The sequence below is a fragment of the Kitasatospora sp. NPDC036934 genome (assembly GCF_055608425.1).
The window spans coordinates 102,194-128,376 of record NZ_JBVJQR010000007.1 but is presented as its reverse complement, the minus strand read 5'-3'; the positions used below and the strand labels follow the sequence as shown (position 1 = coordinate 128,376).

Below are 26,183 nucleotides of genomic sequence, written 5' to 3'. Positions count from 1 at the left end.
GCCGCTGGTCTGAGCTGCGGAAGTCGGGTCCGAGCCCGTCCGGCCCCGGGTTTCCCGGGCCGGGCGGGCTTGTCGGTGGGTGGCCATAGACTCGGAGTGCCATGAGTAGCCTCTTTGACGACCTCCCGCTCCCCGGTTTCGAGGCACCCGCCGCCGGGTCGAAGCAGCCCGCCGCGCCCGCCGCGCCCGCCGACGCGATCGACGAGGAGCCCCCGCCGTACGAGGACGAAACCCCGTACGACGCGTACGAGGAGGCGATCCCGGACGGACTGTTCCACACCGACCACGCCGCCGAGGCCGAGCGGGACGCCTGGTACCGCAACGGCGCCGCCCGGACGGTGGTGGACCCGGCGCAGCTGCTGGAGGGGATGAACGACCCGCAGCGCGAGGCGGTGCTGCACGCCGGCTCGCCGCTGCTGATCGTGGCCGGTGCGGGCTCCGGCAAGACCCGGGTGCTGACCCACCGGATCGCCCACCTGCTGGGCGCCCGCGGGGTGCAGCCCGGCGAGATCCTGGCGATCACCTTCACCAACAAGGCGGCCGGCGAGATGCGCGAGCGCGTCGAGGCGCTGGTCGGCCCGCGCGCCCGGGCCATGTGGGTGTCCACCTTCCACAGCGCCTGCGTGCGGATCCTGCGCCGCGAGTCCAAGCAGCTGGGCTTCACCTCCAGCTTCTCGATCTACGACTCGGCCGACTCCCAGCGGCTGATGTCGCTGGTCTGCCGCGACCTCGACCTGGACCCGAAGCAGTTCCCGCCGAAGTCCTTCACGGCGAAGGTCAGCAACCTGAAGAACGAGCTGATCGACGAGGAGACCTTCGCCGACCAGGCCGCCAACCCGATGGAGAAGAAGCTCGCCGAGGCGTACGCGCTCTACCAGCGGCGGCTGCGCGAGGCCAACGCGCTCGACTTCGACGACATCATCATGACGACGGTGAACCTGCTGCAGGCCTTCCCGGACGTCGCCGAGCACTACCGCCGCCGGTTCCGGCACATCCTGGTCGACGAGTACCAGGACACCAACCACGCCCAGTACACCCTGGTCCGCGAGCTGACCGGCGGCTCGGTGGCGGACGCCCCCAAGCGCACCGTGGACGGCGAGTTGGTGAACCCGGCGGCCGGGCGGCTGGCCGAGCTGCCGCCGGCCGAGCTGTGCGTGGTCGGTGACGCGGACCAGTCGATCTACGCCTTCCGCGGCGCGACCATCCGCAACATCCTCCAGTTCGAGGAGGACTACCCGAACGCCACCACGATCCTGCTGGAGCAGAACTACCGCTCCACCCAGACGATCCTGAGCGCCGCCAACGCCGTCATCGAGCGCAACGCCAACCGGCGCGAGAAGAAGCTCTGGACGGCCGGAGACCACGGCGAGAAAGTGGTCGGCTACGTCGCGGACGACGAGCACGGCGAGGCCCAGTTCATCGCCGACGAGATCGACCGGCTCACCGACAAGGGCGAGGCCAAGCCCGGCGACGTCGCGATCTTCTACCGCACCAACGCCCAGTCCCGGGTGTTCGAGGAGGTGTTCATCCGGGTCGGCCTGCCGTACAAGGTGGTCGGTGGGGTGCGCTTCTACGAGCGCAAGGAGGTCCGGGACGTCCTGGCGTACCTGCGGGTGCTCTCCAACCCCGAGGACACCGTGCCGCTGCGCCGGATCCTCAACGTGCCCAAGCGCGGCATCGGCGAGCGGGCCGAGGCGATGATCGACGCGCTGTCCGCGCGGGAGCGGATCTCCTTCGCCCAGGCACTCGTCCGGGTCGACGAGGCGTACGGGATGGCCGCGCGCTCGGCCAACGCGGTCAAGAAGTTCAACACCCTGATGGCCGGGCTGCGCCAGGTCGTCGAGTCGGGCGCGGGCCCGGCCGCAGTGCTGGAGGCCGTCCTGGAGGAGACCGGCTACCTGGCCGAACTCCAGGCCTCCACCGACCCGCAGGACGAGACCCGGGTGGAGAACCTGCAGGAACTCGCGTCGGTGGCGCTGGAGTACGAGCAGGACCCGGGCGAGCGGCCGGACGCCGGGGAGGACGGCGCGCCGCCGGTCGGCTCGCTGGCCGACTTCCTGGAGCGGGTCGCGCTGGTCGCCGACTCCGACCAGCTCCCGGACGAGGACGAGGACGAGGACGGGCAGGGCGTCATCACGATGATGACCCTGCACACCGCCAAGGGCCTGGAGTTCCCGGTGGTCTTCCTGACCGGCATGGAGGACGGGATCTTCCCGCACATGCGGGCGCTCAACCAGGTCAAGGAACTGGAGGAGGAGCGCCGGCTCGCGTACGTGGGCCTCACCCGGGCCCGCGAGCGGCTCTACCTGACCCGCTCGGTGCTGCGCAGCGCCTGGGGGCAGCCGGCCTACAACCCGGCCTCGCGGTTCCTGGAGGAGATCCCGGAGACGCTGGTCGAGTGGAAGCGGAAGGGGGCGGCCCAGGCGCCGGTCCAGCGCGGCTTCTCCTCGGGCTCGCCGGGCTCGTCGGGTTCGTCCTGGGGCAAGTCCTCTTCCGCGGGCGGGAGTTCCCGCTCCTCCTCGTCCGGGTCGGCCTCGCCGAAGGCCGGCTGGGGGCAGACGGTGCGGCGCGGCGGCAAGGTCGTGGAGCGCGAGGTCGTCTCGCTGGCCGTCGGCGACCGGGTCACCCACGACACCTTCGGACTGGGCACGGTGGTCGGCGTGACGGGCGTCGGCGACAACGCCCAGGCCGAGGTGGACTTCGGCTCCACCGGCCGCAAGCGGCTGGTGCTGCGCTACGCGCCGGTCGAGAAGCTGTAGCCGTCCGTCACCGAACTCCCGCCGCGCAGGCGGGAGTTCGGTGACGGACCGGAGGGCCTGCCCGGCGGATCTCGCCGGACGGGTCTCAGCGCGGGTCCAGCCCGTTCGAGAGGAACCAGGGCAGGGGGTCGACCGGACCGCTGCCCTGGGGCCTGATCTCGAAGTGCAGGTGCGGTCCGGTGCTGTTGCCGCTGCTGCCGACGAAGGCGATCACGTCGCCCTGCTTCACCGGCCCCTTGCGGACCTTGTACGCCCGCAGGTGGCAGTACCAGGCCTCGGTGCCGTCCGGCATCTTCAGTATCGACATGTAGCCGTAGAACGGGTTCCACTGCGTCCGGAGCGTCCCGTCGGTGACGGCGTACACCTCGGAACCGCCGTCCACCGGGAAGTCGATGCCGGTGTGGCGCCTGGCCCAGTGGGTGCCGGCCGCGCCGAACAGTTCGCCGAGGCCGTGCTGGGCCACCGGCATGACCACCTTGGGCTTGGCCGGTTCGGGCGTCGGGGTGGCGGTCGGGGTGGCGGTCGGCTGGCCGTCGCCGGGCTGGGCGGCGGTCAGCGGCTGCCGGGCGTCGCCGCGCGAGGCCTGGGCCTGGTCGGTGTTCGCGACCGCCTGCCGGGCCGCCTGCTCCGCGGCCGTCCGGTCGGGGGTGCCGGCCGCCGAGGCCTGCGGCGCCGTCTGGTCGGCCTGCTCCTGGACCACCACGGCGCCCGCCGCCCCGGCGACTCCGAGCGCGGCCACCGACGGGAGCGCGACCCGGAACAGTGCGGCCCGGGTGGCCGCCCTGGCGGCGCCGCGGCGCTGGGCGCGGGACTGCTCGCGGGCGGCGAGGCGCAGCTCCGCACGGGTCGGGCGGGCGGCTGCTTCGGGAGCCATCGGGGGCTGCCTCCTCGGTGGGCCTCGGGCACGTCATCGGGCGAGGTGAACAGCCGTGACTGTAGCCCTACGCTCCGTGCGCCGGAAAAACCGCCGGTTGTCAAGGGGTCGCACGGGGGTCTGCGCCGCGTCGGCACGGATGGTCCGCCGAGGGGCGTACTCGCTGGTAGCAAGGCCTGGAGCTGTGACTTTGCCCTCCTCTTGGGAGGCGGCTCGGCCAACCGGGCCGGGTGGCGCTAATCTCCCCTCAGGTCGGTTGGTTATCGACCGTTAACCGCACCCGTGGGCCCACGAGGTCCGGTCGGATGATGGACGACGAGGTCCAGGAGGCAGTCATGAGTGTGTCGGGGCCGATCCGTGTGGTGGTCGCCAAGCCGGGGCTCGACGGTCACGACCGTGGCGCCAAGGTCATCGCGCGCGCCCTGCGCGACGCCGGTATGGAGGTCATCTACACCGGGCTGCACCAGACGCCCGAGCAGGTGGTCGACACCGCGATCCAGGAGGACGCCGACGGCATCGGGCTGTCGATCCTCTCCGGCGCCCACATGACGCTCTGCGCGCGGGTGCTGGAGCTGCTGAAGGAACGCGACGCGGCGGACATCAAGGTCTTCTGCGGCGGGATCATCCCGCCCGAGGACATCGTCGAGCTCAAGGCGATGGGCGTCGCGGACATCTTCACCCCGGGCACGCCGACCCGGGACGTGGTGGCCTGGGTCGAGGCCAACCTGCGGGCGGCCGGCTGAGGTTCCGCCTGGCTCCGGGCCGGGTTCCGCCTGGGTTCGGGCCGGGTTCCGCCTGGATTCTCGGGCTGGAGCCGGGCGTCGAGCGGGCCGGTCCACCGTATGGACCGGCCCGCTCGGGCGTTCCCGGCTCCCAGCTCCCGGCCCTTGGCTCCCGGCCCCGGGTGCCGTCGGCTCGTCGGCGGGCTCAGTTCGCCGGCGCCGTCAGCTCGTTCAGCATCGCGGCCCGGAAGCGCAGAGTCCCGGCCAGCCGGGCGAAGGTCTCCGACCAGGCGGAGTCGGGGGCGGCCTCGGCGGCCAGCTCCTCCACCGCGGCGGCCGTCCCGGGGGAGAGCGCGCGTTCCGTCATCCCCAGCACCCCGCTGTGGCTCCACGGGTACGCGCCGGAGGTGGCGGCCCGGGCCAGCGCCGCCACCACGGCGGTGGACAGCGGCGGCGTCCACGGGGTGGCGCAGGCACCGAGCAGTTGGAAGGCCTCGCCCAGGCCGTGCACCTCGATGAAGGCGGCCGTCCAGGCGGCCCGCTCCTCGGCCGGGAGGACGGCCAGCAGCTTCGCCGGGGCACCGGTGACCCGCGCGCCGCGGGTCCGGCCGGCACCCCGGGTCGACGGGACGGGGGCCGGGCCGAGCAGCGCCCTGGCCCAGTCGGCGTCGTGCTGGCGCACGGCGGCGCGGGCCCAGCCCTCGCGCAGGTCGTCGGCCCAGCTGCTGCTGGTCTCGTCCACGCTGTCGCCGACCCGCAGTACGAGCAGCTGCTCGGGCGTCAGTCCGGTGCTCTCGGACCAGTCCGCCAGCGGCGTGGCGGCCACCACCTCGCCGAACCACCAGGCCCGTTCGCCGCGCCCGGTGGGGGACTTGGGGGCGATGCCGTCCCGCTGCATCCGTTCGTCGCACTCGGCGGGCGGGGTGACCAGCAGGTGGGTGCCGCTCCCGGCGAGCCGGACGGCGGCCCGGGCCCGCTCGGCCATCCGCCGGGCGAGCGCCGAGCCGGGCAGGGTGGAGAGCAGTTCGGCGGCGGTGGCGCGGACGTTCTTGCTGCGGTCGCCGAGGGCGGCCTCCAGGAAGGGTTCGTCGGCGAGGGAGAGACCGTCCTGGAGGGCGTCCAGGAAGAGCAGCCGGTCCTCGGCGCGCTCGGTCGGCCAGGTGGTGCGCAGCAGCTCCAGACCGGCGGCCGGGTCGCGGCGGCGCAGCAGGGTGAGATGGGTGACCCGCTCGGCGAACAGGCCCTCGTGCCACGGCCGGTGGTCGGGCGAGTCGGCCTGGCCGGCCGTGCCGGCGGCGTCGGCCGGGGCGGCCGGCTCGGGCGTGCCGGTGCGCAGTACGAACCGCCAGTCGGGGTTCTGCGCGGCCAGCCAGCGGCCCAGCGGACCGGCCAACGCGACGGCGTCGGGCCGCAGTTCGCTGCGGGCGCGGGCTGCGTCGAGCAGCCCGGGTATCAGCGCGGCGGGCGGCCGCAGGCCCTTGGCCCGGGCGGTGGCGAGCCACTGCGGCAGCAGCTCGGCCAGGTTGGCCAGGGTGCCGCCGCCGCTGCCCCCGGAGCGCCCGGCCAGCAGGACGGCCAGCCGGCGGGCGGCGGCCTCGGGCAGCTCCGGGCGCCGGTCCTCGGGCGCGGGCGGCCCGGGCGGCTCGGTGGCCGGTACGGGCAGGGCGCCGGCCCGGCGGCGGACGGTGGCCAGCGCGGCCAGCTCCAGCAGCGCGGTGGCCGGGTCGGAGGGGTCCACGGCGTCGGCGAGCGGCAGCCCGGTGGCGGGCAGCGGGCGCCGGTCGGTGCCGAGCAGGGCGCTGGTCCGTAGCGGCTCCCACGGGTCCTGGGTGATCGTCATCGTCGGTGCTCCTGAACGGAAGTGAGGCCGACCGGTCGGTGTTCGGCGGTCCAGGCGGTGACCGGGGCGAAGCCCTGGTGGCCGTACTCGCCGAAGACCGTCAGCGGGCGGCCGGTGGAGACCGCGGCCAGCCGCCACAGTGCCGCCTCCGGGACGGCCGAGGGGCGGACCGGGGCGGTGTGGTGGCCGTCCGTCAGGTGCCAGCCGTCCGGTGTGCGGACCGGGACGACCCCGGCGAGCACGGTCGGCCAGCTGTCCAGCCACGGGTCGTCGGCCACCGCGGTGCCGTACCCGGCGACCGCCTCGGCCACGGTGAGCCCGGCGGGCGGGGCGGCCGGGCCGGCCTCGGGGGGGCCGTAGCGGGTGCCGAGCACGGCGCGCAGCGGGCGGGCGCCGGGGTGGTAGCCGAGTTCGGCCTCCAGCAGGTGGCCGGTGGGCAGGGTGAGGTCGGGGGCCTGGCCGGGGCGGCCGAAGGCCAGCAGCAGGGCGTGGCGGCCGGTCTTGGCTCCGCGCAGCCAGACCCGGCGAGTGGTGAGCCGTTCGTCGGCGCCCCCCTCCATCGGCACTGTGCGGCTGCCGAGCACCAGCCAGCGGTCCCGGACGGTCGGCCCGGAGAGCACCTCGGCGGCGTCCAGGGTGTAGCCGACCCGGGCGCGGACGGTGGCGGCCAGGTCGGGCGGCAGCTCGTCGAGCCGGGTGGCGGCGGTGGCGAGCAGGTGCAGCATCGCGTACTCCGCCAGCAGCCGGTCCTCCGGCAGGGTGTCCAACTCCCTTACCCGGGCGGCCAGCCCGGAGGCCTGGGCGTCGACCATCCGGGCCGCGACCTCCTCCCAGGGGCCGGCCGTGGACTGGTCGGCCAGGCCGTGCCGGATCCGGTCGGCCAGCCGCAGCCGCAGCTCGGCCGCGCCGGCCGCGACCCGGGCCCCGCGCTTCTCGGCCCGGCGGCGGGCGGCCTCCGGGTCGACCGGGGTGGCGGCGCGCTTCTCGGCGCGCTCCCGCCGGGCCCGGAGCCACTCGTCGGCCCAGTCGGCGGGCTCGCCGGACGGCACGGCCTCGGGGGCGCCGCTCCACAGCAGGAGGAGCCCGAGCGCGTGCTTGCACGGGAACTTCCGGCTGGGGCAGCTGCACTGGTAGGCGGGCGTGGCGAGTTCGATCACGGTGCGGTAGGGCGTGCGGCCGCTGCCCCGGCACTCGCCCCAGAGCGCGGCGCCGTCGGTGCCCGTCCCGGACCAGGGTGCGGGCGAGGACAGCTTGCCCGCGGCCTTCTGCGACGCGCCGTCAGGGGCCAGGGACAGGACGTGTTCGGTGCTCCAGCGTTCCTCCATGCGACCGACGGTAGGCGGGGGCACTGACAGTGGCTGACTGCCCGTCGCGCGGCCGCCCGTCGGACTGTCAGTGCCGCGTTGCAAGGTGGTTCCCACAGGCCGGGACGCCGACCTGGCTCCCCTGGAGCGTGTCCTGCCGAGCTTCGCCGAGCCCGTGGCGACCCGGCCGGACGCGGCCCCGATCACCCTGCCGCCCGGGCACCCGTACACCCGGCGGCCGACCTCAAGGAGTCTCAATGGCCGACGTTCTGCGGCAGCACGCCGAGGACGCCTTCGCCGGCGAACTGGCCGCGCTGGCCGCGCAGGACGACCGTCCGCGCCCCGAGCGCTGGAAGCTGTCGCCGTGGGCCGTGGCGACGTACCTGCTCGGCGGCGAGCTGCCCGACGGCACCCGGATCACCCCCAAGTACATCGGCCCGCGCCGGATCGTCGAGGTCGCCGTCACCACCCTGGCGACGGATCGCGCGCTGCTGTTGCTCGGCGTGCCCGGCACCGCGAAGACCTGGGTGTCCGAGCACCTGGCGGCCGCGATCAGCGGCGACTCCACGCTGCTGGTGCAGGGCACCGCCGGCACCCCCGAGGAGGCCGTCCGGTACGGCTGGAACTACGCCCAGCTGCTCACCCACGGCCCCAGCCGGGACGCCCTGGTGCCCTCGCCGCTGATGCGGGCGATGGCGGACGGCAAGATCGCCCGGATCGAGGAGCTCACCCGCATCCCGGCCGACGTGCAGGACAGTCTGATCACCGTCCTGTCCGAGAAGACCCTGCCGGTACCGGAGTTGGGTGGCGAGACCCAGGCCGTGCGCGGCTTCAACGTGATCGCCACCGCCAACGACCGCGACCGCGGCGTCAACGAGCTGTCCAGCGCGCTGCGCCGCCGCTTCAACACGGTGGTGCTGCCGCTGCCCGGCTCGCTGGACGAGGAGGTCGACATCGTCACCCGCCGGGTCGGCCAGCTCGGCCGATCCCTCGACCTGCCCGAACTTCCGGGCGGTGCCGAGGAGATCAGGCGGGTGGTGACGGTCTTCCGCGAGCTGCGGGCCGGCCTCACCGTGGACGGCCGGACGAAGGTCAAGACCCCGAGCGGCACCCTCTCCACCGCCGAGGCGATCTCGGTGGTGACCAACGGCCTCGCCCTGGCCACCCACTTCGGCGACGGCGTGCTGCGCGCCGGGGACGTGGCGGCCGGCATCCTCGGCGCCGTCGTCCGCGACCCGGTGGCCGACCGGGCGGTGTGGCGCGAGTACGTCGAAGGGGTGGTGCGCGAGCGCGACGGCTGGAAGGACTTCTACCGCGCGGCCCGCGAGGTGACGGCGTGACCTCGGAGGTCGCCCTGCTGGGCATCCGGCACCACGGGCCCGGCTCGGCCCGGGCGGTCGCGGCGGCGCTGGCGCAGTGGCAGCCGGACGCGGTGCTGATCGAGGGCCCGCCGGAGGCCGATGCCGTCGTGCACCTCGCCGCCGAGAAGGACCTGGTGCCGCCGGTCGCCCTGCTCGCCCACGCGGTGGACGACCCGGCGCGGGCCGCGTTCTGGCCGTACGCCGAGTTCTCCCCGGAGTGGGTGGCGATCCGGTACGCCGTGGACCGCGACCTGCCGGTCCACTTCATCGATCTGCCCGCCGCCCACGGCTTCGCGCCCGCCCCCCGGGAGGACGCCGAGGAGGCCGCCGACGACCTGCCCGCCGACGACGTGCCCGCCGACCCGCTGGCCCTGCTCGCCGAGGCCGCCGGCCACGACGACGCGGAGCGCTGGTGGGAGGACGTGGTCGAGCACCGCGCCCCCGGCGCGGACGCGTTGGCCCCGTTCGCCGCCGTCGCCGAGGCGATGGCCGCACTGCGCGCCGAGGGCCTCGGCGAGTCCCGCCGGGACGAGCTGCGCGAGGCCCACATGCGCCAGCGGATCCGGGCCGCCCGGCGCGCCGGGTACGGCCGGATCGCCGTGGTCTGCGGCGCCTTCCACGTGCCCGCGCTGGCGGCGATGCCCACCGTCGCCCACGACAGGGCGCTGCTCGCCGGCCTGCCGAAGAAGGTGCGGACGGACATCACCTGGATCCCGTGGACGCACCGCCGGCTCTCCCAGGCGGCCGGTTACGGCGCGGGCATCCAGTCACCCGGCTGGTACCACCACCTGTTCACCGCCGTGGGCGACCCGGTGCCGCGTTGGCTGACCCGGGCCGCCGACCTGCTGCGCGCCGAGGACCACCCGGTCTCCTCCGCCCATGTCATCGAGGCGGTCCGGCTCGCCGAGACCCTCGCCGTCCTGCGCGGCCGCCCGCTGGCCGGGCTGACCGAGACCCTGGACGCCGTCCGCGCGGTGCTCTGCGACGGCTCGGACGTCGCCCTGGAGCTCGTCCGGGACCGCCTGGTGGTCGGCGACGCGCTCGGCGAGGTGCCGGACGCCGCCCCGGCGGTGCCGCTGCAGCGCGACCTCGCCCGGCTGCAGCGCTCGCTGCGGCTCAAGCCGGAGGCGGCGCCCCGGGACCTCGACCTCGACCTGCGCAAGGACACCGACGCGGCCCGCTCCCGGCTGCTGCACCGGCTGCGGCTGCTGGGCGTCGAGTGGGGCGTGCCGGCCCGTTCCGCGGTCAACTCCACCGGCACCTTCCGGGAGGGCTGGCGGCTGTGCTGGCAGCCCGAGTTCGCGGTCCGGATCGCCGAGGCCGCCCAGTGGGGCACCACGGTGGCGGAGGCCGCCGTCAACAAGGCGGTCGGCACCGCCCGTGCCGCCGTCGAACTCGCCGAGCTGACCGGCCTGGTGGAGACCTGCCTGCTGGCCGGCCTCTCCGGTGCGCTGCCCGCCGTGATGCGGGTGCTCGCCGACTGCGCGGCCCTGGACACCGATGTCGCGCACCTGGCCGGCGCACTGCCCGCGCTGGTCCGCGCGCTGCGCTACGGCGACGTGCGCGGCACCGACCACGGCGCGCTCGCCGAAGCCGCAGCGGGCCTGGCCGAGCGGGTCTGCGTCGGACTGCCGCCCGCCTGCGTCGGGTTGGACGCCGAGAGCGCGGCGGCGATGCGGGCCCGGATCGACGAGGTGCACGGCGCGATCGCCCTGCTCGCCCCGGACACCGCCACCGCCGAGGCCGCCGCCGGGCCTGACGAGGGCCTGCCCGCCCGCTGGGCCGCCGCCCTGGGCTCGCTGGCCCGCCGCGAGCCCGCCGGGGGGCCCGCCACCGGCGCCCCCGGTCTGCTGCGCGGCCGCGCCGTGCGGCTGCTGCTGGACGACGGCCGGCTGGACTCAGAGGAGGCCGGCCGGAGGCTGCGCCTGGTGCTGTCGACGGCCAACGCCCCGGCGGACGCGGCCGGTTGGGTCGAGGGCTTCCTCACCGGCGGCGGCGCCCTGCTGCTGCACGACCCCCGGCTGCTCGCCCTGCTGGACGAGTGGCTCAGTGGGGTCGGCGGCGAGGTCTTCACCGATGTCCTGCCCCTGCTGCGGCGCACCTTCGCCGGCCTGGAGGCGGGCGTGCGCACCACCATCGGTGGCCGGGTCGCGGCCGGCCCGCTGGGCGCGGCCCCGGCGGAGCCCGAGGCGACCGGCGAGCTCGACCGGGAGCGCGCCGACGCCGCCGTCCCGGTGCTGGCCCTGCTGTTCGGCGTCCGGCCGTTGATCCCGCGCCAGGCCACCGGCCGCAACACCTGACCCCCGCCGTCCGAGGAGGACCCGATGGCAGCGACCCCGACCGACGAACGCCCGGCCGACGAACGGCTGCGCCGCTGGCGCCTGGTACTGGGCGGCGAGGCCGACGGCACCGGCCGCACCCTGCGCGGCCGTGACGCCGCGATGGACGGCGCCCTCGCCGCGCTCTACCGGGGCACCCCCGAGGAGGGCGCCCGCGCGCCCCGCGGCGGTCGCCGCAGTGCCGGGCTGGGCGGCTCGGCCCCGCAGGTGGCCCGCTGGCTGGGCGACATCCGCGAGTACTTCCCGTCCACCGTGGTCCAGCTGATGCAGCATGACGCGATCACCCGGCTCGGCCTGGACCGGCTGCTGCTGGAGCCGGAGATGCTGGAGGCCGTCGAGCCGGACGTGCACCTGGTCGGCACCCTGCTGTCGCTCAAGCACGCGTTGCCCGAGACCACCCGGGAGTCCGCCCGGGCCGTGGTCGGCAAGGTGGTCGCCGACCTGGAGCGCCGGCTCGCCGACCGGACCAGGGCCACCCTGGGCGGCGCCCTGGACCGCAGCGCCCGGGTGCACCGGCCGCGCCACCGGGACATCGACTGGGACCGGACGATCCGGGCCAACCTGAAGAACTACCTGCCCGAGCACGGCACCGTCGTGCCCGAGCGGCTGGTCGGCTACGCCCGCGCCCAGCGTGCGGTGAAGAAGGACGTCATCCTCTGCGTCGACCAGTCCGGCTCGATGGCGCCCTCGGTCGTCCACTCGGCGGTGTTCGGCGCGGTGCTGTCCTCGATGCGCACCCTGGACACCCGGCTGGTGGTCTTCGACACCTCGGTGGTCGACCTCACCGAGCAGCTGACCGACCCGGTCGACGTCCTGTTCGCCACCCAGCTCGGCGGCGGCACCGACATCAACCGGGCGCTCGCCTACTGCCAGTCGAAGATCACCCGGCCCTCCGAGACCATCGTGGTGCTGATCAGCGACCTCTACGAGGGCGGCATCCGGGACGGCATGCTGCGGCGGGTCGCCGCGATGAAGGCGGCCGGGGTCCAGTTCATCGCGCTGCTCGCGCTCTCCGACGAAGGGGCGCCGGCCTACGACCACGCCCATGCCGCCGCCCTGGCCGCACTGGGCGCCCCGGCCTTCGCCTGCACCCCGGACGCTTTCCCCGAGATCATGGCGGCGGCGATCGAGAAGCGTCCTATCCCCGGGCACCTGATCAAGGGGGCTGACCAGGGAGTGTGACGAGTTCACCCGGGCGGGTGAAGTCGCCCGATCGGCGGACGGGCCGTCCGGGCCGATCTGTGACGGTTCTCACCCAAGCCGGACAGGGCCCCGGGCGGAACGGGCCCGTCCCACGGGGATAACCTGCCAGACGGACGTGACGCGCGTGTTGATTGACGTGTGCGCCCGGGGCTGTGCGGGCCGCAAGGCCGTACCTCTGCGTACCCGCACCGCTTCGACGACCCGCAGCGAAGATCCTGCCGTGGCACGCTCGTAGAGACACAATCCGCGACCACGAACAAGGACAAACACGTGGACCTGTTCGAGTACCAGGCGAGGGACCTCTTCGCCAAGCACGGCGTGCCCGTGCTTGACGGCGATGTCATCGAGACCGCCGCAGACGCTGCCGCCATCGCGGAGCGCTTCGGCGGCCGTGCCGTCGTCAAGGCTCAGGTGAAGGTGGGTGGCCGAGGCAAGGCCGGTGGCGTCAAGCTCGCCGCCGACCCGGCGGACGCCGTCGCCAAGGCCGAGCAGATCCTCGGCATGGACATCAAGGGCCACACCGTTCACAAGGTGATGCTGGCCCAGACCGCGGACATCAAGGACGAGTACTACGTCTCGTTCCTGCTGGACCGCACCAACCGCACCTTCCTGGCCATGGCCAGCGTCGAGGGCGGCGTGGAGATCGAGGTCGTCGCCGAGGAGAACCCCGACGCGCTCGCCAAGATCCCGGTCGACGCCAACGAGGGCTGCACCCCGGAGAAGGCCGCCGAGATCGTCGCCGCGGCGAAGTTCCCGGCCGAGGTCGCCGACCAGGTCGCCGAGGTCCTGCAGAAGCTGTGGAAGGTCTTCATCGCCGAGGACGCCCTCCTCGTCGAGGTCAACCCGCTGATCAAGTCCGGCGAGGGCAAGATCATCGCGCTCGACGGCAAGGTCTCCCTGGACGAGAACGCGGACTTCCGCCAGCCCGAGCACGAGGCCCTGGAGGACAAGGCCGCGGCCAACCCGCTGGAGGCCGCCGCCAAGGCCAAGGGCCTGAACTACGTCAAGCTCGACGGCCAGGTCGGCATCATCGGCAACGGCGCGGGCCTCGTCATGAGCACCCTCGACGTGGTCGCCTACGCCGGTGAGAAGCACGGCGGCGTCAAGCCGGCCAACTTCCTCGACATCGGTGGCGGCGCCTCGGCCGAGGTCATGGCGAACGGCCTGGAGATCATCCTGGGCGACCCCGACGTCAAGTCGGTCTTCGTCAACGTCTTCGGTGGCATCACCGCCTGTGACGCGGTCGCCAACGGCATCGTGCAGGCCCTCGCGCTCCTGGAGAGCAAGGGCGAGAACGTCAGCAAGCCGCTGGTCGTCCGCCTGGACGGCAACAACGCGGAGCTGGGTCGCAAGATCCTCGACGACGCCAACCACCCGCTGGTCCAGCGCGTGGACACCATGGACGGTGCGGCCGACCGCGCCGCCGAGCTGGCCAACAAGTAAGGAAGGGGACTTAACACCATGGCTATCTTCCTTACCAAGGACAGCAAGGTCATCGTCCAGGGCATGACCGGCGCCGAGGGCATGAAGCACACCCGCCGCATGCTCGCCTCCGGCACCCAGATCGTCGGCGGTGTCAACCCGCGCAAGGCCGGCACCACGGTCGACGTCGACGGCACCGAGATCCCGGTCTTCGGCTCCGTCGCCGAGGCCATGAAGGAGACCGGCGCCGACGTCTCCGTCCTCTTCGTGCCGCCGGCCTTCACCAAGGCCGCCGTCGTCGAGGCCATCGACGCCGAGATCCCGCTGGCCGTCGTCATCACCGAGGGCGTTCCGGTGCACGACACCGCCGCCTTCTGGGCGTACGCCGGTTCGAAGGGCAACAAGACCCGGATCATCGGCCCGAACTGCCCCGGCCTGATCAGCCCCGGACAGTCGAACGCCGGCATCATCCCGGCCGACATCACCACCTCCGGCAAGATCGGTCTGGTCTCGAAGTCGGGCACCCTGACCTACCAGCTCATGTACGAGCTGCGCGACATCGGCTTCTCCTCGGCCGTGGGCATCGGCGGTGACCCGGTCATCGGGACCACCCACATCGACGCCCTCAAGGCCTTCCAGGAGGACCCGGAGACCGAGATCATCGTCATGATCGGTGAGATCGGTGGCGACGCCGAGGAGCGTGCCGCGGCCTACATCGCCGAGCACGTCACCAAGCCGGTCGTCGGCTACGTCGCGGGCTTCACCGCCCCCGAGGGCAAGACCATGGGCCACGCCGGCGCCATCGTCTCCGGCTCCTCGGGCACCGCCCAGGCGAAGAAGGAGGCCCTCGAGGCCGCCGGTGTCAAGGTCGGCAAGACGCCGTCCGAGACCGCCCGCCTGGCTCGCGAGATCATCGCCGGCTGACCCAGGTCACCCGCGCGGTGAGCGCCCCCGCCCTCCTCGGGCGGGGGCGCTCCCTGTTTCCGGAGCCGGGGCGTGCCTCAGCGCGTGGGCCCGGTGCCGCAGGGCAGCGGGGACCAGCTCGGGCACGCCGCCGGGTCCTGCTGCGGGGGCGGGGCGGCGCCCCGGGCCGCGACCGGCAACTCCCAGCGGGCGACCGCCTGCGCCTGCGGCTCCGCCACCACCGCCGCCAGCCCGGGCGCCGGACTGCACCACAGGCTGCTGATGCCGTTCGGCGCCCCGCCCGGCAGCAGCGGCACACCCGGTTCGGCCACCTCCGCGGTCGGGGCCGGCACGCACAGCGCGGGGACCGGCGGCTCCGGCCGGTGGAACAGCGCCGCCGGGCGCAGCCCCGCGAGCGTCGCCACGGTGGCCCCGCCCACCGCCACGGTCAGCAGCACCGCCGCGCCCGTCCGGCTCGCCGTCCCCAGCCGGTGCTTGGCCCGCAGCACCGGCACCGGCGCCCGCGGCGGCTCCGGGCAGCCCCGGATCGCCGCCCGGTGCAGCAGCCTGCTCAGCCCGTCCGCGAACCCCGGCGCCGCCGGGTCCGGCCCCACCAGCTCGGGCACCCACTGGGCCAGCGCCGCCCGGGCCGCCCACACCCGCCCCTCGGCCGCCGCCTGCGTGGACTCCACCTCCACCGCGATCGCCGCCGCCGGCAGCCCCAGCCCGTCGTGCAGCAGCAGCGCCCGGCGCTGCGGCCGGGACAGTCGGCGCAGGGCCTTCAGTAGTGCCTTGTCCCGGTCGGTCAGCCGGTCGTGGTCCGGCAGCACCGACTGCGCCTCGTCGGCCGGCCGCACCCGGATCCGCCGGTGCGGCAGCGTCCACGCGTGCACCCGCCGGGGACCACCCCGCCGCCACGGCGACAGCGCCAGCTCGCAGGCCCGCACCCGCACCCAGCCCTCCGGGTCCCCCGAGCCGACCACCCCGCCCCAGTCCTGCCGGGCCTCCCCGAAGGCCCGGCGCACACAGTGCACCGCCCGGTGCCGACACGCCGTCAGCAGGAACACCTGCTGCACCAGCCGGGTGTGCGCGCCCTCGTACAACTCCTCGAAGCTCTCGGTCAGGTCCCGCCCGTGGCCCGCCTCGGTGAGCGCCTGGCTGATCCGCTCCCGGGCGTCGGCGGTGTCGCGCTCGGCGGTGTCGCGCTCGGCCGGGGCGACGACCGGGGTCGGGACCGGGCCCGCCGGAGTCGTGCGCCCGGCCCCGGCCGGGCCGCGTACCGCGTCGGGCGACGGTACGGCCGGCGTGGGCTTGGCCTCGGCCTTGATCTGGGCCTGGGCCTGGGCCTCGGCGGGGGCCGGGGCTGCGGTCCGCCTCCCGGCCCGATCGGCGGCCGTGTCGTGGCCGTCGCGCCCGGCGGCCTTGTCCGTGCCGCGTCCGGCGGGGCGCTGCTCCTTCCGCGCGTCCTTCCGCGCGGTGACGGCGGGGGGCGCCTTCGGCCCGGGGCGGGCCTTGGACGGCGGGCGGGTGCCCCCGTCCGGCGGCCGTACGGCCGCTGAGGTGGCCGGGGCGCCGGGTTCGCCGTCGGCCGTCGGCCGGCCGGTGCCGGGCTCTCCTGTGGTCGGGGTGGTCTGTGTCATGCCGCTGCGTTCTCCCGGGGCTGTGGGGGTCACTCGCGTGCGGTCGGGGTCGGCGGGGGCGGCCGGGGGGCGCCGGCCCGGGCCGGTGGGGGGTGCGGTTGCGAGCAGGGCGATGGCGGCGGCCTCGGTGGGGCAGCCGAGTTTGCGCATGGCCCGGTGGAGATAACTGCGGGCGGTCGTGGGGGTGACGCCGAGTGCGGCGGCGGTTTGGTCGAGGCCGTGGCCCGCGGCCAGGTGGGCGAGGGTCTCGGCCTCACGGGGGGTCAGCTTCCGCAGCGGGTCGGCGGCTCGGGTGGGGGGCGTGGTCATCAGACGCTCCTGGCCGGGGCGGCGGCGGCTTGGGGGCAGGGTCTGAAAAGGCGCATAAGACAATAATCTGGGACACGGCGGCGGTTTGCCGGTTCACGGAGCATGGCGAGTCGCCTTGGCACCATGAGGCGCATGACGCAGCTGATGGGCCGTCCGTTCCTGGAAGTGCCGGGCGAATTGGGTGGACGCCCGGTGCTGGCCGACCTGTTGGCGGGGGTGCGGACGGCGCTGGTCGGCCTGGCGGTGGTCGGGGTGCCGGTGCTGGGGCTCTGGGTGGCGACGCCGTACGCGGACTCGGACGCGGCCGGAGCCACCCGGTTGGCGGGTGCCCTCTGGCTGCTCGGGCACGGCGCGCCCGTCCTGCGCGGGGGAGCGGACGCCCCGCTGACGGTCACTCCGCTGCTGCTCGGCGTCCTGGCGGTGGTGCGGCTGTACCGGGCGGGGGCCGGGGTGGCGGCGCGGCGCGGGCTGCGCTCGCGCTGGGGCGGCCCGGTGGCGCTGTGGGCGGGGTACTGCGCGGTGGCGGCGGCGGTGGCGCTGCACTGTACGGGGACCGGGCTGTTCCGCAGCCGGGTGCTGCCGGACCTCCTGGTGGTGGCCCTGCTGGCCGGGTTGGCGACGGCGGCCGGCGTACGGTCCGTCGAGCCGGGGGGTCCGGGCGCCGAGCCGCTGTTCGACCGGCTCCCGCCGGGCTGGCGGCCGACCGGCGGCACCGCCGTGGTGGTCCGGGCGGCGGGTGCGGCCGGTGCGGGCCTGGTCGCGGCGGGCGGGCTGCTGGTGGCGGTGGCGGCGGTGCTGGACGCGGTGTTCGGCGGGGGGCGGGGGATGGCGCTGCTCGGCGGCGGGCCCGCCGCGCTGGCCGGGCTGCTGCTGCTCACCGTGGTGCTGCTGCCGAACGCGGTGCTGTGGGGCGCGGCGTACGCGCTGGGCGCCGGCTTCGAGGTCGGCGCCGGCTCGCTGGTGTCGCCGGTCGGTGCGCGGCTCGGCCCGGTGCCGGACTTCCCGCTGTTCGCCCTGCTGCCCCAGGAGGGCCCGGGCGGCTGGCGGCTGGCGGCGCTCCTGCTTCCGCTGCTGGCGGGGCTGGTGCCGGCCGTCCTGCTGGGCCGGGCGGCGGCGGGGGGCCGGACCTCTGCCGAGCCGTGGCCGCCCGCCGCGACGGTGACGGCGGCGCTGGCCGCCGCGGCGCTGCTGGGCGCCGGGGCGACGGTGCTGGGCTGGTTGGCGGGCGGGGCGCTGGCGGCGGAGCGGATGGCCCGGCTGGGGCCGGTGCCGTGGTGGACGGGCCTGGCGGCGGCCGGCTGGCTGGCCCTGGTGGCGGTGCCGGGCGCCCTGCTGGTCCGCCACCGCGTGCTCGGCCCGGTGGGGCCCGGGCGCGCGGCGGACGGCACGGGCGCGGACGACGCCGAGTCCGACCTCAACGCGCCGGCGTTCGTGCCGGGCGCCTACGCCCGGCTCACGCTCCGGGCCCGCCGGAGCGTGCTGGAGCTGCGCGCCGGTGCTTACGCCCTGGTGCTGCGGCTGGGCGGCCGGCCCCCCACCGACTGACCGGGCCGGTCGGACCTCACCGATTGACCGGGCCGGTCGGCCCCTACTCGGCGTTCCCGGCGAAGTCCACGTACCACTGGGGCGCGTACCGGTCGCAGTTCTCGGCGCCGACGTTGGTCAGCGAGTCCTGCACGCAGGTGACGTAGTCCTTGTAGTAGACGCCGAGCCCGATCACCGAGGTGGCGACCACCACGGTCATCGCGCCGGTGAGGATCCCGGCGAGCGCGGCCGGGGTGAGCGGGTTGGGCGCCGGGATCCCGGCGGGGCCGACGCCGCCGGCCGGGGCCGGGGCGGGGGCCGCGGGCCGCTTGGCCCGCAGCGCGCCGACGCCCCAGGCGATGCCGAGCAGTCCGACCAGCAGGGCGATCCAGTGGAAGCCCGCGAACAGGCAGACCAGGGCGAAGGGCCCGGCCAGTGCGGCGTTGCGGGCCTTGCGGTGGACCGGGTCGGTCGGGTCGAGGCGGGGTGGCTGCGGGGCCTGGGGGCGCCGGCCGGGGCCGCCGTCGCCGGAGCCTTGCCCCCACGGGGGCGGGAGCGGGGGGCGGTCGCCGGACTGGTCGCCGCCCTGGCCGGCCGGGTGCCCGCGGTCGCCGTCCGGGCCCTGGCCGGGCCAGGGGTTGCGGGGACGCCACGGCTGGTCCGGGGCGTCCGCGGGCGGCGGCGCGAAGGGGTTGCGCTCGTCGGTGTCGTCGCCGCTGCTCATGGGTTCAGCCGTTCCTTCTCGGTCGGGGCTCGTTCGGGGGCCGCCCGGGAGCGGTCTTCCCCGCCCCAATGATCCCGCAAGCGTTCGAGAGCCCGGTGGGGGCCTGCCCGTACCCGCGCGGGCCGCGGGCAACTCCGGTGCGGCGGGCAGAGGAGATCCCCGTCTCAACTACGCGCGTAGCGCCGCAGGGAGGGTGCCGGGGCTCTCCGACCAGCCGTTATCGTGGTGACGGTCAGCAGCTCACCCAGGTTCCCGGGGCCCGCGTCGCGGCGGGTTCTCCTGGTGTTCCCCCTCGCTCGACCTGCCGTTCGTAGTGGCCCCACCGCCGGTGGACGTACCAGCGGGCGGCGCCCGACCTACGGAGAATCGCGCAGTGGCCGCCGCCCCCGCCCAGCTCTTCCCGCCCCGTACGCCCGGACCGGCCCGCCTGGTGGTGCTGGTCTCCGGCTCCGGTACCAACCTGCAGGCGCTGATCGACGCCGTCGCCGACCCGGCCTACGGCGCCGAGATCCTGGCCGTGGGCGCGGACCGGGACGGGATCGTCGGGCTGGAGCGCGCCGAGCGGGCGGGCCTGCCGACCTTCGTCCACCGGGTGAAGGACTTCGCGGACCGCGCCGACTGGGACCGCGCGCTGACCGCCTCCGTCGCCGCCCACCAGCCCGACCTGGTGGTCACGGCCGGCTTCATGAAGATCCTCGGCCCCGAGTTCATCGCGGCCTTCGCCGGACGGATCGTCAACACCCACCCCGCACTGCTGCCCGCCTTCCCCGGCGCCCACGGCGTCACCGACGCGCTCGCGCACGGGGTGAAGGTCACCGGCTGCACCGTCCACCTGGTCGACGCCGGCGTGGACACCGGGCCGATCATCGCGCAGGGCGTCGTCGAGGTCGTCGACGCCGACCACGCCGATGGCGGCGACGCGCTGCACGAGCGCATCAAGACTGTCGAGCGCAAGCTGCTCGTCGACGTCGTGGGCCGGCTGGCCCGCGAAGGTCACCGCATCGAGGACCGAAAGGTATGGATCCCGGCATGAGTGCCAGCTCCACCACCCCCCCTGTCTCCGAGAACATCCGTCCGATCCGTCGCGCGCTGATCAGCGTGTACGACAAGACCGGTCTGGAGGAGCTGGCCCAGGGCCTGCACGCCGCCGGGGTCGCCATCGTCTCCACGGGCTCCACGGCCGGCCGGATCGCCGCCGCCGGCGTCCCGGTGACCGAGGTCTCCGAGCTGACCGGCTTCCCGGAGTGCCTGGACGGCCGAGTGAAGACGCTGCACCCCCGGGTGCACGCCGGCGTGCTCGCCGACCTGCGCCTGGAGTCGCACCGCGCCCAGCTGGCCGAGCTCGGCGTCGAGCCCTTCGACCTGGTCGTGGTGAACCTCTACCCGTTCAAGGCCACCGTCGCCTCGGGCGCCACCCCGGACGAGTGCGTCGAGCAGATCGACATCGGCGGCCCGAGCATGGTCCGCGCCGCCGCCAAGAACCACCCCTCGGTGGCCGTCGTGGTCGACCCGGCCCGCTACGCCGACGTGCTGACGGCCGTCCGCGAGGGCGGTTTCGACCTGGCCACCCGCAAGCGCCTGGCCGGTGCCGCGTTCGCCCACACCGCCGCCTACGACGTGGCCGTCGCCTCCTGGTTCGAGGCCGGCTACGCCCCCAGCGACGAGCGGTTCCCCGAGTTCCTGGGCGCCACCTGGGAGCGGCAGAACGTGCTGCGCTACGGCGAGAACCCGCACCAGGGCGCCGCGCTGTACAGCGACGGCACCGGCGGCCTGGCCGGCGCGCAGCAGCTGCACGGCAAGGAGATGTCGTACAACAACTACGTCGACACCGACGCCGCCCGCCGCGCCGCGTACGACCACGCCGAGCCGACCGTCGCGATCATCAAGCACGCCAACCCGTGCGGCATCGGCACCGCCGCCGACGTGGTCGAGGCGCACCGCAAGGCGCACGAGTGCGACCCGGTCTCCGCGTACGGCGGCGTGATCGCGGTCAACCGCCCGGTCACCGTCGAGCTGGCCGAGCAGATCGCCCCGATCTTCACCGAGGTCGTCGTGGCCCCCGCCTACGAGGACGGCGCGGTCGAGGTGCTGGCCCGCAAGAAGAACCTGCGGGTGCTGGTCGCCCCCGGCGCCCCGGCCAACCGGCAGGAGGTCCGCCCGATCTCCGGCGGCGTGCTGCTCCAGGACGCCGACCGGGTGCACGCCGAGGGCGACGACCCGGCGAACTGGACGCTGGCCACCGGTGAGGCGCTCTCCGAGGCCGAGCTGGCCGAGCTGGCCTTCGCCTGGCGGGCCTGCCGGGCCGTCAAGTCCAACGCGATCCTGCTGGCCAAGGACGGCGCCTCGGTCGGCGTCGGCATGGGCCAGGTCAACCGGGTCGACTCCTGCAAGCTCGCGGTCGAGCGGGCCGGCGAGCGGGCCAAGGGCTCGTACGCGGCCTCGGACGCCTTCTTCCCGTTCCCGGACGGCCCGGAGATCCTGATCGCGGCCGGCGTGAAGGCGATCGTCCAGCCCGGCGGTTCGATCCGCGACGAGCAGGTCGTCGAGGCCGCCCAGAAGGCCGGCGTGACGATGTACTTCACCGGCGCGCGGCACTTCTTCCACTGATCTTCCAGTGATCTCCCGCTGAGTCGCACGAAGCGGCCCGGCCCCCTCCGAGGAGGGGGCCGGGCCGCTTCGCCGTGACCGTGCCGTCCGCTCAGTAGCGCGGCCGGTTGAACCAGTTGACGCCGTCCTGGGTGCACATCGCGACGATCCAGATGATCGAGATCGCGATCCACAGCCCGCCGACGACCACGCCGAAGCCGGCGCCCGGGCCGACCGTCTTGGCCCCGGTGATCCCGCTGATCAGCACCGCGATGCCGAGCAGCGTGGCGATCGAGCCGTACACGATGGTGGTGATCCGGGTGGCGTTGCCGCCCTTGCCGAACTTGGCCCCCAGCGTGATGGAGAGCACCGCGGCGAGCAGGTAGACCACCCCGAGGACCAGCAGGACTCCGGCCGCGGCGTTGCCGAAGACCGCCGTGTCACTGCTCGTGGTGTGCTCGTTGGCGACCTTCTTGGCGCCGGCGGCCGCGAGCAGCAGGATGCCGGTGAGGACGACCTGCACGCCGCCGATGACGAACAGCAGCACCCGGGCGGTCAGCACCAGGCCCGGCATGCGCTGCGGCACGGCCGGCGCGTAGCCGTACGGCGAGGGCGCCGGCTGCGGGTAGCCGTAGCCCGGCGCGGCCTGCGGGGCCGGCTGCGGGTAGCCGTAGGACGGCGCGGGCGGCTGCTGGCCGTACGGGTTGTTCGGGTCGGTCGGGTAACTCATGGGTGCCTCCGGGCGGTTACGGGGATGCGGGGCCGGAACGCGGCATCAGTAACGCGGCCGGTTGAACCAGTTGACGCCGTCCTGGACGCACATGGCGGTGATCCAGATGATGCTGATCGCCAGCCACAGACCGGCCATCACGAAGCCGATCGCGGTGCCGGCGGTGATGGCGCCCAGCAGGATCAGCAGGCCGACCAGGCCGCCGAGCGAGCCGTACACGATGGTGGTGATCCGGACGTTGTTGCCGCCCTTGCCGAACTTGGCGCCGAGCGTGATCGAGAGCGCGGCGAACAGCGCGAACACGATCGCGATGACGATCAGGACACCGGCGGCGGCGTCGCCCATCGCGGTGAACGGGTTGTCGCTGGTGGAGGCCCGGGCCGTGTTGGTGACGTCCTTGGCGGCGGCCCCGATGAGCAGGTAGACGATCGCCAGGATCGCCTGCACACCGCCCACGATGAACAGCAGCACCCGGGCGGTGGTCACCAGGCCCGGCATGGACTGCGGCACGGCCGGCGCGTAGCCGTAGCCCGGCACGGGCGGGGCCTGCGGGTAGCCGTAGCCGGGCACCGTCGGCGGGGCCTGCTGCGGGTAGCCGTAGGACGGCGCGGGCGGCTGCTGGCCGTACGGGTTGTTCGGGTCGGGCGGGTAACTCATGGATGCCTCCGGGCGGTTACGGGACGCGGGGACGGGACGGCGGAGGACCCGGTTGCGGCCGGCGAGTCGGATCGTCGACGGAACGGGACGCTGGCGGAGCGCGGTGACAGCCCGGCGGCGGTGACGGGCGCGGCCGGCTCAGTGCTGGGAGGAGCGGGTGATCGGACGCCGGGACGGACACGGGCGGGTGAGGGCGCCGTGCCGGTCGGGCTGGTCGGTGTGCTGTGGTCGGATCACTGGCTCTTTCCCCCGGGTACGCCCCGCCGCGGGATCCGTCGGCCCGTCACCGGGCCGGGTCGCGGCAGGGAATGCCCGCATATCGTCAACCGGACGGCAGCGCGCTGTCCAGCCGGTTGCGGGGGCAAGGTCAAGACTGTGGCGGAACCGCAACGTGGTGCGGACCTTCCGTACCCGTCCGGTCGCCCGACCGGCCCCGTTACGAGGGGCGTTCGCGATCCGGGAGAATGGGGTCATGACTGCCCAGATTCTCGATGGCAAGGCCACCGCGTCCGCGATCAAGTCCGAACTCGCCGCCCGCGTGGCGGCCCTCAAGGCGAAGGGCGTCACGCCCGGCCTCGGCACCGTCCTGGTCGGCGACGACCCGGGCAGCCGCTGGTACGTCAACGGGAAGCACAAGGACTGCGCCGAGGTCGGCATCGCCTCGATCCAGCGCGAGCTGCCCGCGACCGCCACCCAGGAGGACGTCGAGAACGTCGTCCGCGAGCTCAACGCCGACCCGACCTGCACCGGCTACATCGTCCAGCTGCCGCTGCCCAAGGGCCTGGACCAGAACCCGGTCCTGGAGCTGATGGACCCGGACAAGGACGCCGACGGCCTGCACCCGACCTCGCTCGGCCGCCTCGCGCTGGGCATCGAGGGCCCGCTGCCGTGCACCCCGCTGGGCATCGTCGAGCTGCTGCGCCGGCACGACGTCGCGATCAACGGTGCCGAGGTGGTCGTGGTCGGCCGCGGCGTCACCGTCGGCCGTTCGATCGGCCTGCTGCTGACCCGCCGCAGCGAGAACGCCACCGTCACCCTGTGCCACACCGGCACCCGGGACCTCGCCGCGCACCTGCGCAAGGCCGACATCATCGTGGCCGCCGCGGGCGTTCCGCACCTGGTCAAGCCGGAGGACGTCAAGCCGGGTGCCGCGGTGCTGGACGTCGGCGTCAGCCGCAGCGAGGGCAAGATCGTCGGCGACGTCCACCCGGGCGTGGCCGAGGTGGCCGGCTGGATCTCCCCGAACCCCGGCGGCGTGGGCCCGATGACCCGCGCGATGCTGCTCAACAACATCGTCGAGGCGGCCGAGCGCCGCGCCGACGTCTGACCCCCGAGGGACGGCGAGCATGACTGAACCGCGACCGGCGCGGCCCCGGCAGAGGCCGGTCAAGACCACCGGCACCCTGCCGCCCGAGGGGGCCTCACCGGCCCTCGGGCGCGACCACGCCCTGCCGGTCCGGCAGTGGCCGATAACGCTGGTCCTGTCGGTGGTCGGCGCCGGCCTCGCGGTCACCTGGTTCGCCGACTTCAAGGACGGCTTCAAGTACGGGCTGCTGATCCTCGGCACCGGGGTGCTGCTCGGCGCCGTGCTGCGGCTGGTGCTGCCGGAGGTCGGGATGCTGGCGGTCCGCAGCCGCTTCACCGATGTGATCGTGCTGGCCTTCCTGGGCGCCTCGATCGTGCTGCTGACCCTGGTCGCCCAGCCGAACCCGTGGCTGGAGTTCCCGCTGCTGGACAACATCGGCCACCTGATCGGCCGCCCCAAGCGCTGAGCCGCCGCGCCGCGCACCGTGGCCCCGTCCGGGATTCCCGGGCGGGGCCACGGTGCGTCTGTGACGCATCAGCCACGTCCGCGCACGCGGCGTACGCTTCCCTTTGCGATAACCTGACGCCGGTCTCTCGATGTCGAGAGACCATCCTCGGCTCCAGTGCGCCGGTGTGCCTGGGGCACCTGGCGATTTGCTGGAGAAGGTAGAAATGACCCGCACCCCCGTCAACGTCACCATCACCGGAGCAGCCGGCCAGATCGGCTACGCGCTGCTCTTCCGCATCGCCTCGGGCCACCTGCTCGGTGCCGACGTGCCGGTGAACCTGCGCCTCCTGGAGATCCCGCAGGGCCTGAAGGCCGCCGAGGGCACCGCCATGGAGCTCGTCGACTGCGCCTTCCCGCTGCTGCGCGACATCAAGATCACCGACCAGCCGAACGAGGCCTTCGACGGCGCCAACGTCGCGCTGCTGGTCGGCGCCCGTCCGCGCACCGCCGGCATGGAGCGCGGCGACCTGCTCTCGGCCAACGGCGGCATCTTCGGCCCGCAGGGCAAGGCCATCAACGCCCACGCCGCGGACGACATCAAGGTCCTGGTCGTCGGCAACCCGGCCAACACCAACGCCCTGATCGCCCAGCGCAACGCCCCGGACGTCCCGGCCGAGCGCTTCACCGCGATGACCCGCCTGGACCACAACCGCGCGGTCGGCCAGCTGTCCGGCAAGACCGGCGCCCTGGTCTCCGACATCAAGCGCGTCACCATCTGGGGCAACCACTCCGCCACCCAGTACCCGGACATCTTCCAGGCCGAGATCGCCGGCAAGCCGGCCTTCGAGGCCGTCGGCAGCGACCAGGCCTGGCTGGAGAACGACTTCATCCCGACCGTCGCCAAGCGCGGTGCGGCCATCATCGACGCCCGCGGCGCTTCCTCGGCCGCGTCGGCCGCCAACGCCGCCATCGACCACGTCCACACCTGGGTCAACGGCACCGCCGAGGGCGACTGGACCTCCATGGGTGTCGTCTCCGACGGCTCCTACGGCGTCCCGGCCGGCCTGATCTCCTCCTTCCCGGTCACCACCAAGGACGGCAAGTTCGAGATCGTCCAGGGCCTGGAGATCTCCGACTTCTCCCGCGCCCGCATCGACGCCTCGGTCAAGGAGCTGACCGAGGAGCGCGACGCGGTCCAGGAGCTGGGCCTCATCTGAGCCCCGCCGCACGGCCCTTCCGACGGCCCGCCGCCTCCCGCTCCCGGGAGGCGGCGGGCCGTCGCCGTGATTCGCCCGCTCGCCTCCGGGCTGCTCTGACCCGGTGCCGACGGTCGGCGCTCCCTCGCTCGTTCCTCGCTCCCTCGCTTCTCCCTTTCGGTACCGGCGCGCCCCTTCGGCTCGGGGCGGGGGCCCGTGATTCGCCCGCTCGCCTCCGGGCCGCTCTGACCCGGTGCCGACGGTCGGCGCTCCCTCGCTCGTTCCTCGCTCCCTCGCTTCTCCCTTTCGGTACCGGCGCGCCCCTTCGGCTCGGGGC

Annotated in this window: 20 protein-coding genes; 13 read left to right on the top strand and 7 right to left on the bottom strand. The window is 74.6% G+C overall.

The window, feature by feature from the left end; genetic code table 11:
• Positions 1–101 precede the first annotated feature (101 nt).
• A complete protein-coding gene (gene pcrA, locus ACZ7BZ_RS12655) occupies positions 102–2,759 on the top strand; it encodes a DNA helicase PcrA (RefSeq protein ID WP_470358358.1) in 2,658 nt (885 codons plus the stop codon).
• Positions 2,760–2,844: 85 nt separating this feature from the next.
• Here the strand turns inward: pcrA and ACZ7BZ_RS12650 are convergent, their stop codons facing one another.
• A complete protein-coding gene (locus tag ACZ7BZ_RS12650; RefSeq protein ID WP_470358357.1) occupies positions 2,845–3,633 on the bottom strand; it encodes a M23 family metallopeptidase in 789 nt (262 codons plus the stop codon).
• 335 nt (positions 3,634–3,968) lie between these two features.
• On the opposite strand from ACZ7BZ_RS12650, the gene ACZ7BZ_RS12645 reads away from it, so the two are divergent.
• Complete coding sequence (locus ACZ7BZ_RS12645; protein WP_380462519.1) at positions 3,969–4,376, top strand: cobalamin B12-binding domain-containing protein; 408 nt, start codon at positions 3,969–3,971, stop codon at positions 4,374–4,376.
• A gap of 184 nt (positions 4,377–4,560) precedes the next feature.
• On the opposite strand, the gene ACZ7BZ_RS12640 is transcribed toward ACZ7BZ_RS12645, so the two are convergent.
• Together ACZ7BZ_RS12640 and ACZ7BZ_RS12635 are read right to left on the bottom strand one after the other, a co-directional pair.
• Positions 4,561–6,195 carry a DUF5691 domain-containing protein gene (locus tag ACZ7BZ_RS12640; protein ID WP_470358356.1) on the bottom strand — a complete coding sequence of 545 codons (1,635 nt, stop codon included), beginning with the start codon at positions 6,193–6,195 and terminating at the stop codon, positions 4,561–4,563.
• Positions 6,192–7,520, bottom strand: a complete 1,329-nt coding sequence (locus ACZ7BZ_RS12635; protein ID WP_470358355.1) for an SWIM zinc finger family protein — start codon at positions 7,518–7,520, stop codon at positions 6,192–6,194. Before ACZ7BZ_RS12635 ends, ACZ7BZ_RS12640 begins: the two co-directional genes overlap by 4 nt.
• Before the next feature lie 236 nt (positions 7,521–7,756).
• Between ACZ7BZ_RS12635 and ACZ7BZ_RS12630 the strand changes: the two genes are divergently transcribed.
• From ACZ7BZ_RS12630 to sucD, 5 genes are all read left to right on the top strand, one after another.
• Positions 7,757–8,839, top strand: coding sequence for an ATP-binding protein (locus ACZ7BZ_RS12630; protein WP_470358354.1), 1,083 nt, complete (start codon positions 7,757–7,759; stop codon positions 8,837–8,839).
• Positions 8,797–11,160, top strand: coding sequence for a DUF5682 family protein (locus ACZ7BZ_RS12625; protein WP_470358464.1), 2,364 nt, complete (start codon positions 8,797–8,799; stop codon positions 11,158–11,160). The genes ACZ7BZ_RS12630 and ACZ7BZ_RS12625 overlap by 43 nt, the downstream gene beginning before the upstream one ends.
• 24 nt (positions 11,161–11,184) lie before the next feature.
• A complete protein-coding gene (locus tag ACZ7BZ_RS12620) occupies positions 11,185–12,381 on the top strand; it encodes a VWA domain-containing protein (RefSeq protein ID WP_470358353.1) in 1,197 nt (398 codons plus the stop codon).
• A 291-nt stretch (positions 12,382–12,672) separates the two neighbouring features.
• Positions 12,673–13,845: an ADP-forming succinate--CoA ligase subunit beta gene (gene sucC, locus ACZ7BZ_RS12615; protein WP_380462513.1), complete on the top strand. Its 1,173-nt coding sequence runs from the start codon at positions 12,673–12,675 to the stop codon at positions 13,843–13,845.
• 18 nt (positions 13,846–13,863) lie between these two features.
• On the top strand, positions 13,864–14,748 hold the full coding sequence (gene sucD, locus ACZ7BZ_RS12610) for a succinate--CoA ligase subunit alpha (RefSeq protein ID WP_380462512.1): 885 nt from the start codon (positions 13,864–13,866) through the stop codon (positions 14,746–14,748).
• A gap of 77 nt (positions 14,749–14,825) precedes the next feature.
• Here sucD and ACZ7BZ_RS12605 read toward each other — a convergent pair whose 3' ends face one another.
• Positions 14,826–16,676, bottom strand: a complete 1,851-nt coding sequence (locus tag ACZ7BZ_RS12605; protein ID WP_470358352.1) for a LuxR C-terminal-related transcriptional regulator — start codon at positions 16,674–16,676, stop codon at positions 14,826–14,828.
• A gap of 132 nt (positions 16,677–16,808) precedes the next feature.
• Here ACZ7BZ_RS12605 and ACZ7BZ_RS12600 point away from each other — a divergent pair, with 132 nt between their 5' ends.
• Entirely contained in the window at positions 16,809–18,221 is a 1,413-nt protein-coding gene (locus ACZ7BZ_RS12600) for a cell division protein PerM (protein WP_470358351.1), read from the top strand.
• A gap of 43 nt (positions 18,222–18,264) precedes the next feature.
• Here ACZ7BZ_RS12600 and ACZ7BZ_RS12595 read toward each other — a convergent pair whose 3' ends face one another.
• Entirely contained in the window at positions 18,265–18,924 is a 660-nt protein-coding gene (locus ACZ7BZ_RS12595) for a hypothetical protein (protein WP_470358350.1), read from the bottom strand.
• A 373-nt stretch (positions 18,925–19,297) separates the two neighbouring features.
• Between ACZ7BZ_RS12595 and purN the strand changes: the two genes are divergently transcribed.
• A complete protein-coding gene (purN, locus tag ACZ7BZ_RS12590) occupies positions 19,298–19,957 on the top strand; it encodes a phosphoribosylglycinamide formyltransferase (RefSeq protein ID WP_470358349.1) in 660 nt (219 codons plus the stop codon).
• Complete coding sequence (purH, locus tag ACZ7BZ_RS12585) at positions 19,954–21,531, top strand: bifunctional phosphoribosylaminoimidazolecarboxamide formyltransferase/IMP cyclohydrolase (RefSeq protein ID WP_470358348.1); 1,578 nt, start codon at positions 19,954–19,956, stop codon at positions 21,529–21,531. The genes purN and purH overlap by 4 nt, the downstream gene beginning before the upstream one ends.
• 91 nt (positions 21,532–21,622) lie before the next feature.
• Here purH and ACZ7BZ_RS12580 read toward each other — a convergent pair whose 3' ends face one another.
• Positions 21,623–22,240, bottom strand: coding sequence for a hypothetical protein (locus ACZ7BZ_RS12580; protein WP_470358347.1), 618 nt, complete (start codon positions 22,238–22,240; stop codon positions 21,623–21,625).
• A 45-nt stretch (positions 22,241–22,285) separates the two neighbouring features.
• On the bottom strand, positions 22,286–22,897 hold the full coding sequence (locus ACZ7BZ_RS12575) for a hypothetical protein (RefSeq protein WP_380464004.1): 612 nt from the start codon (positions 22,895–22,897) through the stop codon (positions 22,286–22,288).
• A 472-nt stretch (positions 22,898–23,369) separates the two neighbouring features.
• Between ACZ7BZ_RS12575 and ACZ7BZ_RS12570 the strand changes: the two genes are divergently transcribed.
• From ACZ7BZ_RS12570 to ACZ7BZ_RS12560, 3 genes are all read left to right on the top strand, one after another.
• The gene (locus tag ACZ7BZ_RS12570) at positions 23,370–24,224 is read left to right on the top strand and encodes a bifunctional methylenetetrahydrofolate dehydrogenase/methenyltetrahydrofolate cyclohydrolase (RefSeq protein WP_470358346.1); all 855 of its coding nucleotides are present in this window, start codon (positions 23,370–23,372) and stop codon (positions 24,222–24,224) included.
• A 19-nt stretch (positions 24,225–24,243) separates the two neighbouring features.
• Positions 24,244–24,669: a DUF3017 domain-containing protein gene (locus ACZ7BZ_RS12565; RefSeq protein ID WP_470358345.1), complete on the top strand. Its 426-nt coding sequence runs from the start codon at positions 24,244–24,246 to the stop codon at positions 24,667–24,669.
• 205 nt (positions 24,670–24,874) lie between these two features.
• Positions 24,875–25,867, top strand: coding sequence for a malate dehydrogenase (locus tag ACZ7BZ_RS12560; protein WP_380464010.1), 993 nt, complete (start codon positions 24,875–24,877; stop codon positions 25,865–25,867).
• Positions 25,868–26,183 lie beyond the last annotated feature (316 nt).

Excerpts from the sequence above, each read along its gene's own strand:
- pcrA (WP_470358358.1), top strand. The coding sequence starts at position 102 with ATGAGTAGCCTCTTTGACGACCTCCCGCTCCCCGGTTTCGAGGCACCC.
- ACZ7BZ_RS12650 (WP_470358357.1), bottom strand. The coding sequence starts at position 3,633 with ATGGCTCCCGAAGCAGCCGCCCGCCCGACCCGTGCGGAGCTGCGCCTC.
- ACZ7BZ_RS12645 (WP_380462519.1), top strand. The coding sequence starts at position 3,969 with ATGAGTGTGTCGGGGCCGATCCGTGTGGTGGTCGCCAAGCCGGGGCTC.
- ACZ7BZ_RS12640 (WP_470358356.1), bottom strand. The coding sequence starts at position 6,195 with ATGACGATCACCCAGGACCCGTGGGAGCCGCTACGGACCAGCGCCCTG.
- ACZ7BZ_RS12635 (WP_470358355.1), bottom strand. The coding sequence starts at position 7,520 with ATGGAGGAACGCTGGAGCACCGAACACGTCCTGTCCCTGGCCCCTGAC.
- ACZ7BZ_RS12630 (WP_470358354.1), top strand. The coding sequence starts at position 7,757 with ATGGCCGACGTTCTGCGGCAGCACGCCGAGGACGCCTTCGCCGGCGAA.
- ACZ7BZ_RS12620 (WP_470358353.1), top strand. The coding sequence starts at position 11,185 with ATGGCAGCGACCCCGACCGACGAACGCCCGGCCGACGAACGGCTGCGC.
- sucD (WP_380462512.1), top strand. The coding sequence starts at position 13,864 with ATGGCTATCTTCCTTACCAAGGACAGCAAGGTCATCGTCCAGGGCATG.
- ACZ7BZ_RS12605 (WP_470358352.1), bottom strand. The coding sequence starts at position 16,676 with ATGACCACGCCCCCCACCCGAGCCGCCGACCCGCTGCGGAAGCTGACC.
- ACZ7BZ_RS12600 (WP_470358351.1), top strand. The coding sequence starts at position 16,809 with ATGACGCAGCTGATGGGCCGTCCGTTCCTGGAAGTGCCGGGCGAATTG.
- ACZ7BZ_RS12595 (WP_470358350.1), bottom strand. The coding sequence starts at position 18,924 with ATGAGCAGCGGCGACGACACCGACGAGCGCAACCCCTTCGCGCCGCCG.
- purH (WP_470358348.1), top strand. The coding sequence starts at position 19,954 with ATGAGTGCCAGCTCCACCACCCCCCCTGTCTCCGAGAACATCCGTCCG.
- ACZ7BZ_RS12580 (WP_470358347.1), bottom strand. The coding sequence starts at position 22,240 with ATGAGTTACCCGACCGACCCGAACAACCCGTACGGCCAGCAGCCGCCC.
- ACZ7BZ_RS12575 (WP_380464004.1), bottom strand. The coding sequence starts at position 22,897 with ATGAGTTACCCGCCCGACCCGAACAACCCGTACGGCCAGCAGCCGCCC.
- ACZ7BZ_RS12570 (WP_470358346.1), top strand. The coding sequence starts at position 23,370 with ATGACTGCCCAGATTCTCGATGGCAAGGCCACCGCGTCCGCGATCAAG.
- ACZ7BZ_RS12565 (WP_470358345.1), top strand. The coding sequence starts at position 24,244 with ATGACTGAACCGCGACCGGCGCGGCCCCGGCAGAGGCCGGTCAAGACC.
- ACZ7BZ_RS12560 (WP_380464010.1), top strand. The coding sequence starts at position 24,875 with ATGACCCGCACCCCCGTCAACGTCACCATCACCGGAGCAGCCGGCCAG.